The following is a 15,236-nucleotide window of genomic DNA, read 5'->3' as shown; positions in this document are numbered from 1 at the left end:
CTAGTTGCGGGATGGGAAAATACCTTGAAGGGCGATGATATAATGTACGCCTTGGTAAGGGTTACGTATATCAAAAGACTGGTTACCACCAGTATTACCAACAGTAACATTTGCTGGCATCGAGTCTGCAGATGCAGATGATGCATATTGATCATCACCAGTATTACTTAATACACCGTTTGCTGGACTAACTTCATCATTATCACCAGAAATGGTGTTGACAGGAATACTTCCAGTAGCAATATGAGAATGAGAAGGCATTTCTGCAAGAGATAAGGTGTGAGTCTCAGTACCTCCTTTTTGCCCTACTTGAATGGTAGATAAACCTGGGCCATTTCCTGGTCCTACAGGCGTACGTCCTCTCAAGTCAGGTAATCCAAAAGTGGTGCGTCCATCACCGCCAAATTGTGTTCCAAGAATAGAAAACAATGCTGAGTTTTGATTAATAGGTAGAAGCTGCCCATTACATAAAGCCCAACCACGTGGGGCAAAATTACCAGCGAACATTTTAATCTCACCTATCATTGCTTCTTGTGCCTGACAGGTGATGGAACTAAGTGTTAGAAATGCGAGAAGGAGTAGAGTTTTTTTCATGATTGGAGGTTTTAGAATTAATTATTTTATTTAAGTGAATAATTCATAGTTTTCAGATAAGGACAGTTTTACCATTGTTGAAAATGATGCTCGTTTCTGTAGGAAAAAGGACCTTTTCTTATTTAAATGTTATAGGCTTACCTATCGGTGCTCATTTACATCTCATTATTAAATTAGTATTCGTTGACGGTTATTACCGTGTACAAACTAACAGTAGGGCCTGTTAGAACTGGTCATGCTCGGGTGCGTTTAAGCCCAAGATGGTTTTGTAAGGATGGAGCGAATTTAAAATACTTTTATTAAGAAATGTTAATTATGTTAATAAAATTAACATATATCGTGTAGGAATAAAGTCTGTTTGACATGTCCACAATAAACTTTTGTGACATAAAACGCTGTGCTAAGTAGCGTTCAAGAGATTTCAGAATAAGATTAACCTTCAAGATAGAATTTGAAAATAGAACAATATCGATTTTCCGTTTATCGATTCCTAACATCACTTTCCACCACGCCATCTCTCAAACGTATCACACGGTGGGCATGCTCTGCGATGTCCTCTTCATGGGTGACAAGAATTACCGTATTACCATCGGCATGGATTTTATCAAAGAGTGCCATGATTTCTACACCTGTTTTGGAATCCAGGTTACCGGTGGGCTCATCGGCTAGGATGATGGATGGGTTATTAACCAGGGCACGGCCTACGGCCACCCGCTGGCGTTGTCCACCAGACAGCTGATTGGGCTGGTGGTCCATACGGTCTGCAAGGCCTACGCTGGTCAAAACTTCGGTAGCTCTAGCGATGCGATCCTTTTTAGACATACCGGCATAAATCATGGGCAAGGCTACATTATCAAGAGCCGTGGTACGCGGCAAGAGATTAAACGTCTGGAAAACGAAACCTATTTCGGTATTTCTAATGTCAGCAAGCTGGTCATCGCTTAGACTGGAAACATCTGTTCCATTAAGTCGATAGGTACCTGAAGTAGGTGTGTCTAGACAGCCCAGCAGATTCATAAAAGTGGATTTCCCAGAACCTGATGGTCCCATAAAAGCCACATAATCACCACGTTTGATATCAAGGTCAATGCCTTTAAGCACTTTTACTTCTTCTTGCCCCAACTTAAAATTACGCACGATATCGCGCACCTCGATGACATTTTCACTCATAACTACTAGGTTGCTTATGCCTCATAGGACGCAGGATTTCTAGAGACGTTACACATGAATATGAAAAGCTTGCTGCCTCTGTTCTTTTCTAAAAAACAGAATACCCCATTGATAGGTATCAATGCTTGCGGTGACTTTGGGATGATGTATCAATTGTTCCCATGCTCTGGTCATGCCTTTTGACCAATAGATATCATCAATCACCACTACAGACTGCTCATTTAAGAAAGGCTGCAGTGCTTCAAAATAGCGCAGGGTTTCAGCACCATCATGGTGTCCATCTATAAAAACCAAGTCATAAACGCCACTAGGCTGTTGATGCAAGGTACCGTCCAAAAAATCTTGAAAAGTTCCAGTGACCAAATGCGCATTTTTTACACGAGCCGCCTTCAATCGTGCAGAGGCATAATCGCGAACCTCTGGACTCGCCTCAATACTGGTGACTTGCTGGCACGCCATCGCAAGCGCGTGAGTGCCTATTCCTAGCGAAGTGCCTAGTTCCAGAGCGCGTTGCACGTTCAAATAATGCGTAAGACGAGACAATAGCTGGGCTCGCTTCAAACTACTGCAATTGTGTTTTAAGATTTCGCTGCTTTTTCGCGTGTCCTCTTGTAAACGTTTACTGCCGGCACCATGATCTTCTATATGTAATAATTGGGGATGGTTTTTTACGCTTTCGCGAAAGCGAACTATTTCCTCATTCACAGCAAGATGTGATCTTTTTTGCAAGCAGTCACGATTCAAGGTAAAAACAAACGGAGAATGAATACCGTGCAGGTGGAAGGATTTCCAGCGATGTTTGAGGTAGTGTTTGAGTTGGTGCAGCACGATTCAAAATTAGAGAATTGTTTCATCATCTGTTCACCTTGAATATTCACACTTACCGACACCCTGAATTCATTTCAGGGTCTACTAGATGTTTAGGTAGGGCCTTTTGAAGATCCGTTTTCGTTTCTAAATGTAGCCGCTTCGAGCGGCAGTCGAGAAGGAGCGATTCTGAAGGAAAAACGATTTTTGGAAACTGTATCGAGACCGACACTCGATATCCGTTTAAGGAGCTGCTATCATAATATAACCAGTTCAACGGTGATAGGGCTAAGCAATTTTTTATGAAGGGTTACTCACAATGATAAACTATTAAACTCCCAATCGCTCTGTGAGTTCCAGCCACTCCATTTCCTTTTCTTCCAATTCTTCCTTGACTTTTCCCAGCTTGATACTGTTTTCGGTCATGGTCTCTGGATCTATGGATTCATCGAGAAAGCTGTCTTGTAACTTTTTGCGTTCCGCTTCCAGTTGTTTGACTTTATTTTCCAGTCGGCTCAGTTCTTTTTGATCCTCGCGGGAAATGCCGGTGTTGGATTTGGGTTTTTCTGGTTTTGGAACTGCCTTGACCTCTGGAGTCTTGACGGTTTCCTTTTCCAAAGCAATATCTGTAGTACCCACATAGGCTCTAAAATCAGAATAATTTCCAGGGAAATCTGTAATCTCACCAGACTGATTGAATACCAAAAGATGGTCCACAATCTTATCCATAAAGTAGCGGTCGTGACTTACCACCACGATACAACCTGGGAAATCCATCAAAAAGTTTTCCAGCACGTTCAACGTTGGGATGTCCAGGTCGTTGGTAGGCTCATCAAGGATCAGGAAATTGGGATTTTGAATGAGTATCGTACACAAATACAACCGCTTTCGCTCGCCACCACTAAGTTTCTCAACAAAGTCATGTTTCTTTTTGTTATCAAAAAGAAAGCGCTCCAGCAACTGACTTGCACTGATGATTTTTCCTTTTTGGAGCGGTATGTACTCGCCGTATTCTTTGATCACATCAATCACCTTTTGTCCCGGCTTGATGTCGATACCACCTTGCGTATAGTAGCCTATCTTGATCGTTTCACCTATGGTTACCTTACCGGTATCTGGAGGAAGATCACCATTAATGATGTTGAGAAAAGTAGATTTACCAGTCCCATTTTTCCCAATGATGCCCACACGTTCGCCACGCTGGAAGTTGTAATCAAAGTTTTCAATAAGTGTTTTATCGCCAAAGGATTTTGAGATCTTGTGCAGTTCTACCACTTTGGTTCCCATTCGTTGCATGTTGATTTCCAGCTCTACGTTGTGTTCCTTGCGACGGTTGGAGGCAGCCTCTTTGATTTGGTAAAAATCGTCGATTCGGGATTTGGACTTGGTGGTACGCGCCTTGGGCTGGCGACGCATCCATTGCAATTCCTTTTTAAAGAGTTGTTGTGCTTTTTCCTGGGTGGTTTGCTCGATCTCGAGTCGCTCTTCCTTTTTCTCTACGTAATAGGAGTAGTTTCCTTTGTAGGTGTAAAGATGACCGTTGTCCAATTCAATAATTTCATTACACACACGATCTAGGAAATAACGGTCGTGTGTTACCATCAATATAGTGTAGTCTTCCTGTTTAAAATACTCTTCCAGCCACTCGATCATCTCTAGATCCAGGTGGTTGGTAGGCTCATCCATGATCAACAATTGCGGATCGGACAATAAGGCGATCGCCATGGCGATGCGCTTTTTCTGTCCACCACTTAGCTTGCCTACTTTTTGCGAAAGATCGTCCAGCTTGAGTTTGGATAGGATCTGTTTGTACTTGGTTTCAAAATCCCAAGCCTGTACAGATTCCATCTGGTCAAATGCTTTTTGGTAGGCATCTGCATCATCCATGTTTTCCATCGCCTTTTCATATCGAGCGATGATCTGGATGGTAGGAATATCAGAGGCTAGAATGACCTCCTCAATGGTTTGGTTAGGATCCAGGTCTGGCTCTTGCGATAGAAACGCCATACGCAAATCGCTGCGTTTGTTGACGCTACCAGAGTCCGGTTGTTCCCTGCCGGCAATGATATTGAGCAGCGAGGTTTTACCGTAACCGTTTTTTGCCACAAAGCCTATTTTTTGGCCTTGGTTGATGCCCAGCGATACATTTTCAAACAGCGCTTTGTCTGCAAATGCACGCGATACATTTTCTACACTCAAATAATTCATGGAATTCTGCTCAGAAATAAGTGGCAAAGTTACGGTATTTCCTAGGCTTGTAATGCTATCAACTTTAACTTAAACCTAGATCCTAAAGTAAATGTTCTGCTATGTGGAACGCACCCAAATTATAGTAATGAAACAAAGACCTGGAAATAATTCCAGTTTTTTGATGGAAATACGCTTTCATTTTCGCTTTCGCGAAAGCGAAACATAAATCAAGTTTATGTCGTTGCACCTGGATAGAAAAGCGGACGGTAGCGATGAATTTCGTTTAAGTACCTTCATTAATAAAGAGAGTATTCTAACCGCCATTGTCAGGTCTGTCGTCAAAAATGAAGGAGATGAAGCCTTTGGAAAGAAATTTGTCGGTTGGCGATGCAGTATTTATCTTGTTATTAAGATCATCAGGATCGAAATGTTTTTGCAACCGAAAGCGTTTTAATTTCTTTCGCGGAAGCTTCGATAGTTGCAGGCAGACTTGCCACAGCCTAGCCTTTTTGGTTACTTTTTCGGTAATGGAAAAAGTAACAAAGCTATATAATCATTTATGAGGCTGATAAGATTTTCTCGAGTAAGTATAAAATAGGTATCCGATTCTTTTGTTGATACCATGAAATCAATTTACTCTTTTAGATTACCATAGTAGCGATTTTTTAACCGGCATTGGCAGGTCTGTCGCAAAAAAATGAAGTATTCACATTGTACCAAAGACCATCGAGATGAAAATGCTATTGCAACCGAAAACGTTTTAATTTCTTCGGCGGAAGCTTCGATAGTTGCAGACAGATATGCCACAGCCTAGCCTTTTTGGTTACTTTTTCGGTAATGGAAAAAGTAACGAAGACAATACTTTACCGCAATAAATTCCCAGACAGGTGTGTTGAAGCATAGAAGACATTTTAAATAGGCTATCTATTAAGATAATTTTATATTTACCGGCTATACACCAAAGAGAATATGCGTAGGCTCACGTTTGTATGGATGATAGGATTGCTGCTTGCAATATCATCTTGCATCCCTTTAAATAAAATCACTTACCTGCAAGAGTCAAAATCTGTAGCTGTGGATAGCTTAATGATGGCAAGACGTTTACAACCACCGTACCGATTACAGGTGAACGACGTTTTGAACATCAGCTTGTATCAAAGTGCAGACGAACGATTGACAAAGCTTTTTTCGCCAGCAAGTGGTGAATCCGTGAGCGGTGCTGGAATGAATGGATATGGGATTGATATACGTGGTGACATTAGACTGCCTGAGATAGGAACGGTAAAAGCCATAGGCCTTACTACCGATGAACTGCAGGAAAAGTTGAAACAAATTTTACTGGAAAAATATTTCAAACAGGAAGATGAGCTGTTCTTGACCGTAAAGCTCGCCGGTATTTCCTATACTATGGTGGGTGAGGTTGCTGGAACAGGACAGGTTAATGTAGAAAAAGAACAAATAAATATAGTTGAGGCCATTGCGGCCGGTGGCGGTGTCAGTGACGTGGGCGACTTGACCGCGGTTAAAATCGTGCGTAATTATCCAGATGGGGTAAAGGTACACAAGCTGGATTTGACGGATCTGGATGTAGTGTACTCACCTTATTACTATATCCAACCCAATGACATGATTGTAGTGGATCCATTGCCTCAAAAGGTGATAGGTACAGGCACCACTGGTTTATCGACTTTCGGCACGATCGTTACAGTGCTTAGCGCACTGGTGACATCAGTCCTTTTATTCACGCGTTTATAGATGGAAGAAGAAAAGGAAGTTAACGCATTATCAGGCATTTTTGATGTCAAACAGTTCCTGCAAAAGCTATTGAAACTTTGGTGGCTGTTTTTGCTGTGCATGATCATAGGCTTGTCATATGCCTATTACAAGAATCAATTTATTCAGACGTTTTACAGAATTGAGTCCTTGATCAGTATCAAGGACAACAATAACCCTTTATTTACGAGCAATCAAAGCTTGACATTTAATTGGGGTGGAACTACAGACAAGGTAACCACGGCCATCACCCAATTCAAATCCAGATCCCATGCAGAGGTGGTTGTGGATCAATTGCAATTCTACGTCAACTATATCAAAGAAGGAGATTATTACAATATTGACGCCTATAAGCAAACTCCATTCTATGTTTTTGTAGATACATCCAGTGCCCAATTGTATCAAAAAAATATACGGATTAAAGTGTTGGATAACGATAGGTTTGAATTGAGTACCACATTTGGTGGGACCACAGCTGGCGGATTTGATTATGCAGAAAAAGAACCCACAAGCGTCCAGGTGCCACAAGGAGACTGGAGTCAAACCTTCCGTTTTGGAGAAAAGATAGAGCTACCCTTTTTAAAAGTAACCATCGAGCGACGATCAGATCAGGTCAGTGCTGGAGAATGGCTGTTCAACCTAGGTAATTATTGGGGAACCGTCATGCGTTATAAAGGCATTGCGGTAAGCCAGCAACCCGATGGATCCTCCATTTTGAACCTAAGTATGCAAGGCCTGAACAAGCAACGACTTATTGATTATATCAACAAAAGCAGTGAGGTACTGGTCACAGAAGAGTTGCGCAAGAAAAATATGTTTGCGGTAAGTACGATCAAATACATAGACAGCAGCCTTCAAAAACAAAGTAAATTGTTGAAGGAGTCAGAAGAAGAGTTGTCAACTTTCAGGAACAACACACAACTGTTAGATGCTACGGTGCAAAACTCAGATTTTAATGAAAAGCTCACCAGTTTTGAAATCCAGAAAAGGGATTTGTTGAACCGATTGAATTATTATGAAAACCTAGACACCTATTTAAAGCGTAGATCTGATTATACGGCGATTCAAGCTCCGTCTGTGGTAGGTATTTCAGAAGGTAGCATAGGTGGATTCATTGGTCAATTGATAGGACTTTCAGAAGAACGTAAGCGTCTGGAATTCAGTTTGAAACCAGATGCTCCAGCCTTTAGGGAAATTGACCGTCAGATTGATGCATTGAAAACGGTGATCTATGAGAATATAGAAAACTCTACGTCACTTCTAGAAAGTGAACTTTCTCAGATCAATAGAGAAATAGGAAAGTTGGAAGGTCAGATCAAAAGGTTGCCTAAGGAGCAGCAGGAATTTTTAAAGATCCAGCGTCAATTTGATATTAATCAACAAGCCCTTGATATCTTTCTGCTAAAAAGAAAAGAGGCAGAATTAGTCAAAGCGGCTAATGTATCTGATGTGTACATCATCGATGAGGCAAAAGACACCGGTCAAGGTGGTAGCCAGCGGGATAGCAATATCAACTACTTGATCGCACTATTGATAGGAATCGCAGTGCCCGTGACAGTAGCGTTTATCCTAACGCTATTGGATAGTTTTATTCATTCTCCTAAAGATTTGGAAAAATTATCGCCAGTTCCATTGATAGGAGTCATAGGACAAGTCAAGCATGACAATAATCTTGTGGTATATGAAAAGCCAAGATCTGCCATTGCCGAAGCTTTTAGAGGTTTGCGATCCAGTCTGCATTTTATATACAATCAGGATACAAGTTCCAACACCGGCTCAAAAACCATTATGGTGACGAGTAGTGTCAGCGGTGAAGGAAAAACCTTTACCAGTATCAATCTGGCTACGGTTTTTGCACTAAGTGGCAAAAGAACCATATTGGTAGGATTGGATTTAAGAAAGCCTAAAATATTTGATGATTTCAATATTGAGAACACCATTGGAGTCTCCAATTACTTGGTTAAAGACGCAACGCTGAATGAGATCATAAAATCTTCGGGAATAGAAAATCTGGATCTAGCGCTATCAGGTCCTGTGCCACCTAATCCTAGTGAGCTTATATTAAAAAAGCAAACAGCTATCATGTTGGAAGAGCTGAAAAAATCCTATGATTATATCATTCTGGACACGCCGCCTCTGGGTCTAGTGGCAGACGCTATGGAAATATCAAAGTATTCAGAAGCCAGCCTGTATGTGGTGCGTCAGGGATATACTAAAAGGGGAATGCTGGACATCGTCAACGATAAATATGTAAAACGTGAGTTGGATAACGTCAGTCTGCTCTTCAACTATTTCAACGACCGAGCGAGATATGGCTATGGTTATGGCTACGGTTACGGGTATGGAGCCTACGGCAACGGCTACCATCAAGATAATGCCCCAAAAACCGCGGCATATCGATTGAAGCAACAGATTAGTAAGTTATTTACGCTTTCGCGAAAGCGTAGTTAGAAAAAGCCACAATTTATGAATGAAGAAAAGTGGTTATACGAAATCAAGCCTAAAGGGAAGTTGATTGACCTCAATCTAAAGGAGATATGGCGATATAGGGATTTACTAGTACTATTTGTTAAAAGAGATATTACTACAGCATATAAACAAACCATCTTGGGACCCCTATGGTTCCTGATCCAGCCGTTGTTTACCAGCGTGGTTTTTACCCTGGTGTTTAATGAGGTGGCTGGTATAGACAATGGTGCGATCCCCAACTTTCTTTTTAACTTAACGGGACTAACCTTATGGAGTTACTTCAAGGAAGTGTTGAGCGTATCTAGTTCTGCATTCACTTCAAATGCAGGGTTATTTGGTAAAGTATATTTTCCACGTTTCATTGCACCAGCTTCGCGCGTACTTTCAGGCTTATTCAAATTTGGTATTCAATTGATCATACTGATCATTTTCTATGTGTACTATTATTATAATGGGATGGATATCCTACCTAGTGTAGGCTTGCCTTTGATACTAGTAATATTACTTAACATCATCTTGTTAGGCATGGGATCTGGACTAATCCTTTCCGCCTTGACCACAAAATATCGGGACTTGAATGTATTGATAGGCTTTGGATTAAACCTACTGTTATATCTAAGCGCAGTAATGTATTCATTGGAAGCTGCACAGGATAAATTAAAAGAGTATTACTGGGCCGTAGAATGGAATCCCATTGCTCACGTCATAGAGAGCTATCGCAGTTTGTGGTTCAATAGTCTGGAGATTCACTGGACGGGCATCTATACTGGACTAGTCTTAGGGATAATCATCTTCTTTTTAGGATTGATTGTCTTTAATAAGACAGAGAAGACTTTTATTGATACGGTCTAGTCAACCTCCGTGATGAATAAATAAAGCTTAAGAGAATATGAAAGAAGAATTGAAAATTGATTTTGTTGATTTATGGAAGGATTTTGACAAAACAAATAACTTTTTTTTTCATCTTTTAAGCACTCGCTACCGATTGGTAATTACAGACTCGCCGGATTTACTCATTTTTTCAGGATTTGGTAATAAACATTTGCAATACAACTGCACTAAATTATTTTATACAGGAGAGAATTGGAAAACCAACTTTAATGCTTGTGATTACTCTATAAGTTTTGAAAACCTTCCTTCCATAAAGCAATACCAGTTGCCTAATTATGTGATTAGGGTTTTAGAAGCAAATAGCCTTCATCTTTTGCTAAAACAAAAGAGTATGGAAGAAGCGCATCAAATTTTAGAAGTCAAAAGTGAATTTTGTTGTACTGTAGTTTCCAATCCTAGCGCTCATGTACGAAATGACTTTTTTGAAAAATTAAATACTATCAAAAAAGTAAATTCTGGAGGTCGTTTCAGAAATAATATAGGTGGCCCAGTTGCTGACAAGCTAGAGTTTTGCAAGAACCATAAGTTTGTTTTTGCATTTGAAAATCAAAGAGCCACCGGCTATACTACAGAAAAATTGACAGATGCACTACTTAGTGACGCTATTCCAATCTACAGCGGTGATCCTGATGTTGCCAAAACATTTAACTCTAAACGATTTTTAAACTTTGATGAGTACAAAAATGCTGAGGATCTCATAGTTGACATTTTAGAATTGGATACAAATGACACGCTTTTTAAGAAGAAGATTTCTCAACCAGTTTTTGTGAATAATCAAGCCCCAGATTTCTTTGATGCCAGCAGGCTTTTAAACTTTATCACTACTTGTATTGAGGATGAAACCGTCAAAAAAAAGCAGTACAAAATCAAGAAAAATTTTCGATACTATGTAGAACGAAAATATAATGGACTCAAACGTAGATTAAATTTTAAATCACAATAGCAGGTAGTTTTTTTGTGGCAAGCAATTATTACCATACTAAGAATCTTGATAGGTTAGTTTATAAGAAATCGAATACTACAGGATAGACCATGTTTGTAAAATCTATGAATGAAAAAAGTTTTTTAGTTACTATTTCTAGTATAGGCTTCCGCTTCAGCGAGTGTAGGAACCCTAAAATGGATACTAGTACCTTTGTTATAAAATTTTCATTAGCGTTATGAATAAGGATATAAGGCTGTATTGGTGGAGTGAGCGATACATTCAAAAAAAGGATTTTGAAAATTATGGAGATCTCCTAGGGAAATATATAGTTGAAAAAATAACCAATAAAAAAGTGATATGGTTGAGAGCTAATAGGTTTTACATCAAAAATTTGTGGCGACCTGTCTATGTGACTATCGGCAGTATTTTGGAACACATAGGCAATCATTGTATTGTTTGGGGTAGCGGTGTGAGCCATCGGGATGCACAAATTGCAAGGGCAACTTTTACGGCAGTAAGAGGTCCGCTTTCGCGAAAGCGTATCCTTGAACTAGGCTATGATTGCCCAGAAGTTTATGGCGATCCCGCACTTTTACTGCCATTACACTATGACCCTAAAGTAGAGAGGTTATGGGAATTGGGCATCATTCCACATATCAACGATTATAAAGTGGTTTTACAAATGTTTCAATTCCTCCCTGAAATCAAAGTGATTGATTTTATGACCAATGATATAGAGCAGACCACTAAAGAAATAGTTTCTTGTAAGAAAATTCTATCATCATCATTACATGGTATTATAGTGCCACATGCATATGGAATTCCAGCAATCCAAGTACGTTTTTCTGATAACATTTATGGTGATGGAGTTAAATATCAAGATTATTTTCTTTCTGTAAATTTGAAAATCTATACGGCAGATGTGGTTAAAGAGCCTAAAAATATAAACTACTGGACCAATATAGTAGATCAACATGAGAGTAGACTGCCACAAAAAATGAAAATAGAAATGCTACAGAACGACCTGAAGGCAGTATGTCCTTTCAAAAAACAAGAACAATGAGCGATACCATCTTAAAGGTCGAAAATATCTCTAAACAATACCGTCTAGGTCTTGTAGGTACAGGATCATTGGTTCATGATTTAAATAGAACATGGGCACGATTGAGGGGCAAGGAAGATCCATACTCAAAGATAGGTGCAGTTAATGATCGTAATGCTTCTGCAAGTTCTGATTATGTGTGGGCGTTGAAAGATATCAATTTTGAGGTAAAACGTGGAGATATAATCGGAATCATTGGAAATAATGGTGCGGGTAAATCTACTTTGTTAAAAATCTTTTCTAGAGTAACCAGTCCAACTTCTGGTAGGATTAAAGTAGGCGGTCGCATGGCGAGCTTGCTGGAAGTTGGTACTGGAATGCACCCAGAATTAACGGGTAGGGAAAATATTTATCTAAATGGAGCCATTCTGGGAATGAGGAAGGAAGAGATAGCGAGTAAGATTGACGAGATCATCGATTTTTCTGGTTGTCTGATGTATATAGATACGCCAGTAAAGCGTTATTCCAGTGGTATGGGTGTACGTTTAGGTTTTGCTGTTGCAGCTTTTTTGGAACCAGACATTCTTGTAGTCGATGAAGTACTCGCGGTAGGTGACGCAGAGTTTCAAAAAAAGGCAATAGGGAAGATGCAGGATATTTCAAGAACTGGAGGTAGAACTGTATTGTTTGTTAGCCATAATATGGGAAGTATACTCCAGTTATGCTCTAGATGCCTAATCTTAGAAAATGGAAAAATTAGCTTTGATGGCAAGCCTAACATAGCAATTAAAAATTATTTAGCTTCAAATACAAAACTTTTAAAGGACACATCAGTTGTCGAATTCATTAATTCACAAACTGATCCTAATTTTAAGCTAATTAAATTTGAAACATTTCAACAAGATCATGACATTGAATCATACAATTCATCTTTGCCATTTGAAATTCATTTTGAATTTCAAATATTAAAGAAAATTGAAGGATTACGGATCGGTTTTGATTTGATTGATAGCTCAATGGATGTTTTACTGTTTAGAAGTTTTCAGGACGATTCATATTTAAAGCTGCAAGACTATAAACCGGGAATTTATTTTCACAAAGCAATTGTACCTCAGAATTTTCTAAAAAAAGGGATGTACTTTATCAAACCACTGGTAGCAGTGCATAATAATTATTGGATTATATACGATAATGCAGTAGGCATAAAAATAGAAATAGAAAGAGACCTTGTTCTTAACAAGGCTTACTCAGAAAATAGACCTGGTATATTGTATAAATTATTGCAATGGGAAGAATTGATTGTTCAATAAGTTTAAGATTATTGAGTTTTGTAAAATTTAGTTCAACTAGAAAACCATTCTTTTGGTAGAACTATGTGATTTCTAGAAGTATTATCTGAGTCAAGTGGATTTGGGTATAAGGTTTCATATTCTTTTGAGTCAACTCGATCTTTTCTCAAAAATGTAAACTCCATTACACGTGGTATGGTTAACCCGTCAAATTCTAATGTGCCACAACAATTATTTGGATGTGCATGTACACAATAATGACTTTCTAAGATACGATATATCGGTTCTGTTATATACTTGAAACCGACATTATCCCAAAGATGATTCAGCGAATGAACTTCAAGAACAATAATCCGGCATCTATTGATTAATGATCGGCTCATATTAATTAAAGCGGCATATTCACCGCCTTCAATATCCATTTGGAGAAGCAAGTCAGATTCTGGATTGACCTTACAACTATTTACCCAATCATCCATTGTAATATAGTTATCTCCGTTAGCAACTCCTATAAATTTTTTCAAGAAGGAAAATTGTGCCGCATTACCCTTAAAATTTGGTACATCAACAGAGGCATCTGCCATAAAAATTTTCATACCTCTGTTATAACATTCTAATTCGAATTCTGAAACTTGATCAACTCCAGGAGAAAAACATGCGTCAATCCCTTCAAGGTCGTTGGGAACTAAATAGCCACCATCACCAGAAGCTCCCATTCTTATTAATTTGTGATTAGTACGATAGGGATGTAAATCATTTATGAAAGTCAGGATATATTCTTTCTCCATCATACCTGTAAAATAAAAATGCCTCGCATTAATATTTTTTTTGATTATCGTGATGAGTTGTTTTTTAATCCATTTAATAAGCATGAAGTATTCTTTTAATGTTTTAGTGAATCCTACTTTATTGTAAAGATAGAAGTAAGCAATTAATTAATTTTATATTCTTGCTTTAGTATATTGCCATGTTCAAATCATAAGTACAACAGGCAAATTATTTTTAGTTTTTAAACTAATATTGTTGAATTTTCAAGAGCAGAAATTAGAGATCAAGCGGTGTGAAAAAATCGAACTCTTTGAAAATGATATAGCTCAGAATTAGCTTATAATAAATGACACATCAAAAAGTATCTGTAATAATCCCAGTTTATAATGCCGTTGATTATATTGAAAGGGCACTTAATTCAGCAATTAATCAAAAAGAAGTTGGGGAAGTAATTATTATAAATGATGGTAGTACTGATGGAACCACTGAGAAATTGCATCATTTAAGAAAAACATCCCTCAAAATCAAAATTTTTAAACATGAGGGTAATGTAAATAAAGGCAGATCTGCAAGTCGTAATTTGGGAATTAAAAAAGCGACTTGTGAATTTATAGCCTTTTTAGATGCAGATGATTTTTATTTGGAAAATCGTTTTACAAATGATATTGATATTTTTAGTAGAATAACAAATTGTGACGGAGTATATAATGCGATAGGTTCCTATTTTTATCGAAAAGCCTCTGCAAATGAGTTGCGTTATTTGAGTCTCGTAACGATAAATTATCATGTTGATCCTGAAAATTTATTTCATATCCTTTTAAATGGAGAAAACGGTCATTTTTCTATTGATGGTTTAACATTGCGTAAACGTATTTTTGATTCTATTATGCCATTTAGAGAGGAATTGGTCGTTGCAGAAGATACCGAACTTATCTGGCGCTTGTCTCTTAAATGTTTGCTTTATCCAGGTATCCTTGAATATCCTGTCGCAAAAAGAGGTGTCCATAACAACAATGTTTTTGACGATAAGAATTTATATAAGCCAAATATTCTTCGAATGTATGAATTTTTATTTTTCTGGTCGCTTAAAGAAAATTTCAAGATTGAAATAGTAGAGCAGTTTTTAAAAAGAATATGGACATGGAGATTAAGAGGTAATTATACTATAATGAGTCATTTCACTTATTGGATAAGTTTAATAATTAAGAGTTTACCATCTAGGTTTTTGTATCTTCATCTTAAATTCTCTCCCTTTAATAGAGTAGCGTTAAAATTGTCAATACTGTTTAAAGGTAAGTAGCTTGCATTATAATATAAT

Annotated in this window: 12 protein-coding genes; 7 read left to right on the top strand and 5 right to left on the bottom strand. The window is 38.3% G+C overall.

The features are described 5' to 3' along the window. The 4 genes from AAU57_RS13025 to AAU57_RS13010 all read right to left on the bottom strand — a co-directional run bounded on the left by AAU57_RS13025 (nt 1) and on the right by AAU57_RS13010 (nt 4,779). On the bottom strand, nt 1-594 hold the full coding sequence (locus tag AAU57_RS13025; RefSeq protein WP_231717823.1) for a phage tail protein: 594 nt from the start codon (nt 592-594) through the stop codon (nt 1-3). Between the two features lie 480 nt (nt 595-1,074). Continuing rightward, nucleotides 1,075-1,764, bottom strand: a complete 690-nt coding sequence (locus tag AAU57_RS13020) for an ABC transporter ATP-binding protein (protein ID WP_055413325.1) — start codon at nt 1,762-1,764, stop codon at nt 1,075-1,077. A 48-nt stretch (nt 1,765-1,812) separates the two neighbouring features. Continuing rightward, nucleotides 1,813-2,592, bottom strand: a complete 780-nt coding sequence (locus tag AAU57_RS13015) for an O-methyltransferase (protein ID WP_055413324.1) — start codon at nt 2,590-2,592, stop codon at nt 1,813-1,815. Nucleotides 2,593-2,901: 309 nt separating this feature from the next. Next, a complete protein-coding gene (locus AAU57_RS13010) occupies nt 2,902-4,779 on the bottom strand; it encodes an ABC-F family ATP-binding cassette domain-containing protein (protein ID WP_055413323.1) in 1,878 nt (625 codons plus the stop codon). Between the two features lie 951 nt (nt 4,780-5,730). Between AAU57_RS13010 and AAU57_RS13000 the strand changes: the two genes are divergently transcribed. From AAU57_RS13000 to AAU57_RS12975, 6 genes are all read left to right on the top strand, one after another. After that, nucleotides 5,731-6,516: a polysaccharide biosynthesis/export family protein gene (locus AAU57_RS13000; protein ID WP_055413321.1), complete on the top strand. Its 786-nt coding sequence runs from the start codon at nt 5,731-5,733 to the stop codon at nt 6,514-6,516. Further along, nucleotides 6,517-8,985 (top strand): polysaccharide biosynthesis tyrosine autokinase, encoded by a 2,469-nt coding sequence (locus AAU57_RS12995; protein ID WP_055413320.1) that lies wholly within the window; start codon nt 6,517-6,519, stop codon nt 8,983-8,985. 15 nt (nt 8,986-9,000) lie between these two features. Next, nucleotides 9,001-9,855, top strand: coding sequence for an ABC transporter permease (locus tag AAU57_RS12990; RefSeq protein ID WP_055413319.1), 855 nt, complete (start codon nt 9,001-9,003; stop codon nt 9,853-9,855). Between the two features lie 37 nt (nt 9,856-9,892). Further along, complete coding sequence (locus AAU57_RS12985) at nt 9,893-10,837, top strand: glycosyltransferase family 10 domain-containing protein (protein WP_055413318.1); 945 nt, start codon at nt 9,893-9,895, stop codon at nt 10,835-10,837. Between the two features lie 217 nt (nt 10,838-11,054). Next, entirely contained in the window at nt 11,055-11,882 is an 828-nt protein-coding gene (locus tag AAU57_RS12980; protein ID WP_055413317.1) for a polysaccharide pyruvyl transferase family protein, read from the top strand. After that, a complete protein-coding gene (locus AAU57_RS12975; protein WP_055413316.1) occupies nt 11,879-13,171 on the top strand; it encodes an ABC transporter ATP-binding protein in 1,293 nt (430 codons plus the stop codon). Before AAU57_RS12980 ends, AAU57_RS12975 begins: the two co-directional genes overlap by 4 nt. A 32-nt stretch (nt 13,172-13,203) precedes the next feature. Here AAU57_RS12975 and AAU57_RS15210 read toward each other — a convergent pair whose 3' ends face one another. Next, on the bottom strand, nt 13,204-14,022 hold the full coding sequence (locus AAU57_RS15210; RefSeq protein ID WP_197275416.1) for an FkbM family methyltransferase: 819 nt from the start codon (nt 14,020-14,022) through the stop codon (nt 13,204-13,206). Between the two features lie 242 nt (nt 14,023-14,264). Here AAU57_RS15210 and AAU57_RS12965 point away from each other — a divergent pair, with 242 nt between their 5' ends. Continuing rightward, on the top strand, nt 14,265-15,218 hold the full coding sequence (locus tag AAU57_RS12965; protein WP_055413315.1) for a glycosyltransferase family 2 protein: 954 nt from the start codon (nt 14,265-14,267) through the stop codon (nt 15,216-15,218). The last annotated feature ends 18 nt before the right edge of the window (nt 15,219-15,236 follow it).

The organism is Nonlabens sp. YIK11, from assembly GCF_001413925.1.
Taxonomy (GTDB): domain Bacteria; phylum Bacteroidota; class Bacteroidia; order Flavobacteriales; family Flavobacteriaceae; genus Nonlabens.
Note: the sequence above shows the minus strand (reverse complement) of the source record. Positions and strands in the feature narration are given on the sequence as shown.

Excerpts from the sequence above, each read along its gene's own strand:
- AAU57_RS13025 (WP_231717823.1), bottom strand. The coding sequence starts at position 594 with ATGAAAAAAACTCTACTCCTTCTCGCATTTCTAACACTTAGTTCCATC.
- AAU57_RS13020 (WP_055413325.1), bottom strand. The coding sequence starts at position 1,764 with ATGAGTGAAAATGTCATCGAGGTGCGCGATATCGTGCGTAATTTTAAG.
- AAU57_RS13010 (WP_055413323.1), bottom strand. The coding sequence starts at position 4,779 with ATGAATTATTTGAGTGTAGAAAATGTATCGCGTGCATTTGCAGACAAA.
- AAU57_RS13000 (WP_055413321.1), top strand. The coding sequence starts at position 5,731 with ATGCGTAGGCTCACGTTTGTATGGATGATAGGATTGCTGCTTGCAATA.
- AAU57_RS12995 (WP_055413320.1), top strand. The coding sequence starts at position 6,517 with ATGGAAGAAGAAAAGGAAGTTAACGCATTATCAGGCATTTTTGATGTC.
- AAU57_RS12990 (WP_055413319.1), top strand. The coding sequence starts at position 9,001 with ATGAATGAAGAAAAGTGGTTATACGAAATCAAGCCTAAAGGGAAGTTG.
- AAU57_RS12985 (WP_055413318.1), top strand. The coding sequence starts at position 9,893 with ATGAAAGAAGAATTGAAAATTGATTTTGTTGATTTATGGAAGGATTTT.
- AAU57_RS12980 (WP_055413317.1), top strand. The coding sequence starts at position 11,055 with ATGAATAAGGATATAAGGCTGTATTGGTGGAGTGAGCGATACATTCAA.
- AAU57_RS12975 (WP_055413316.1), top strand. The coding sequence starts at position 11,879 with ATGAGCGATACCATCTTAAAGGTCGAAAATATCTCTAAACAATACCGT.
- AAU57_RS15210 (WP_197275416.1), bottom strand. The coding sequence starts at position 14,022 with ATGCTTATTAAATGGATTAAAAAACAACTCATCACGATAATCAAAAAA.
- AAU57_RS12965 (WP_055413315.1), top strand. The coding sequence starts at position 14,265 with ATGACACATCAAAAAGTATCTGTAATAATCCCAGTTTATAATGCCGTT.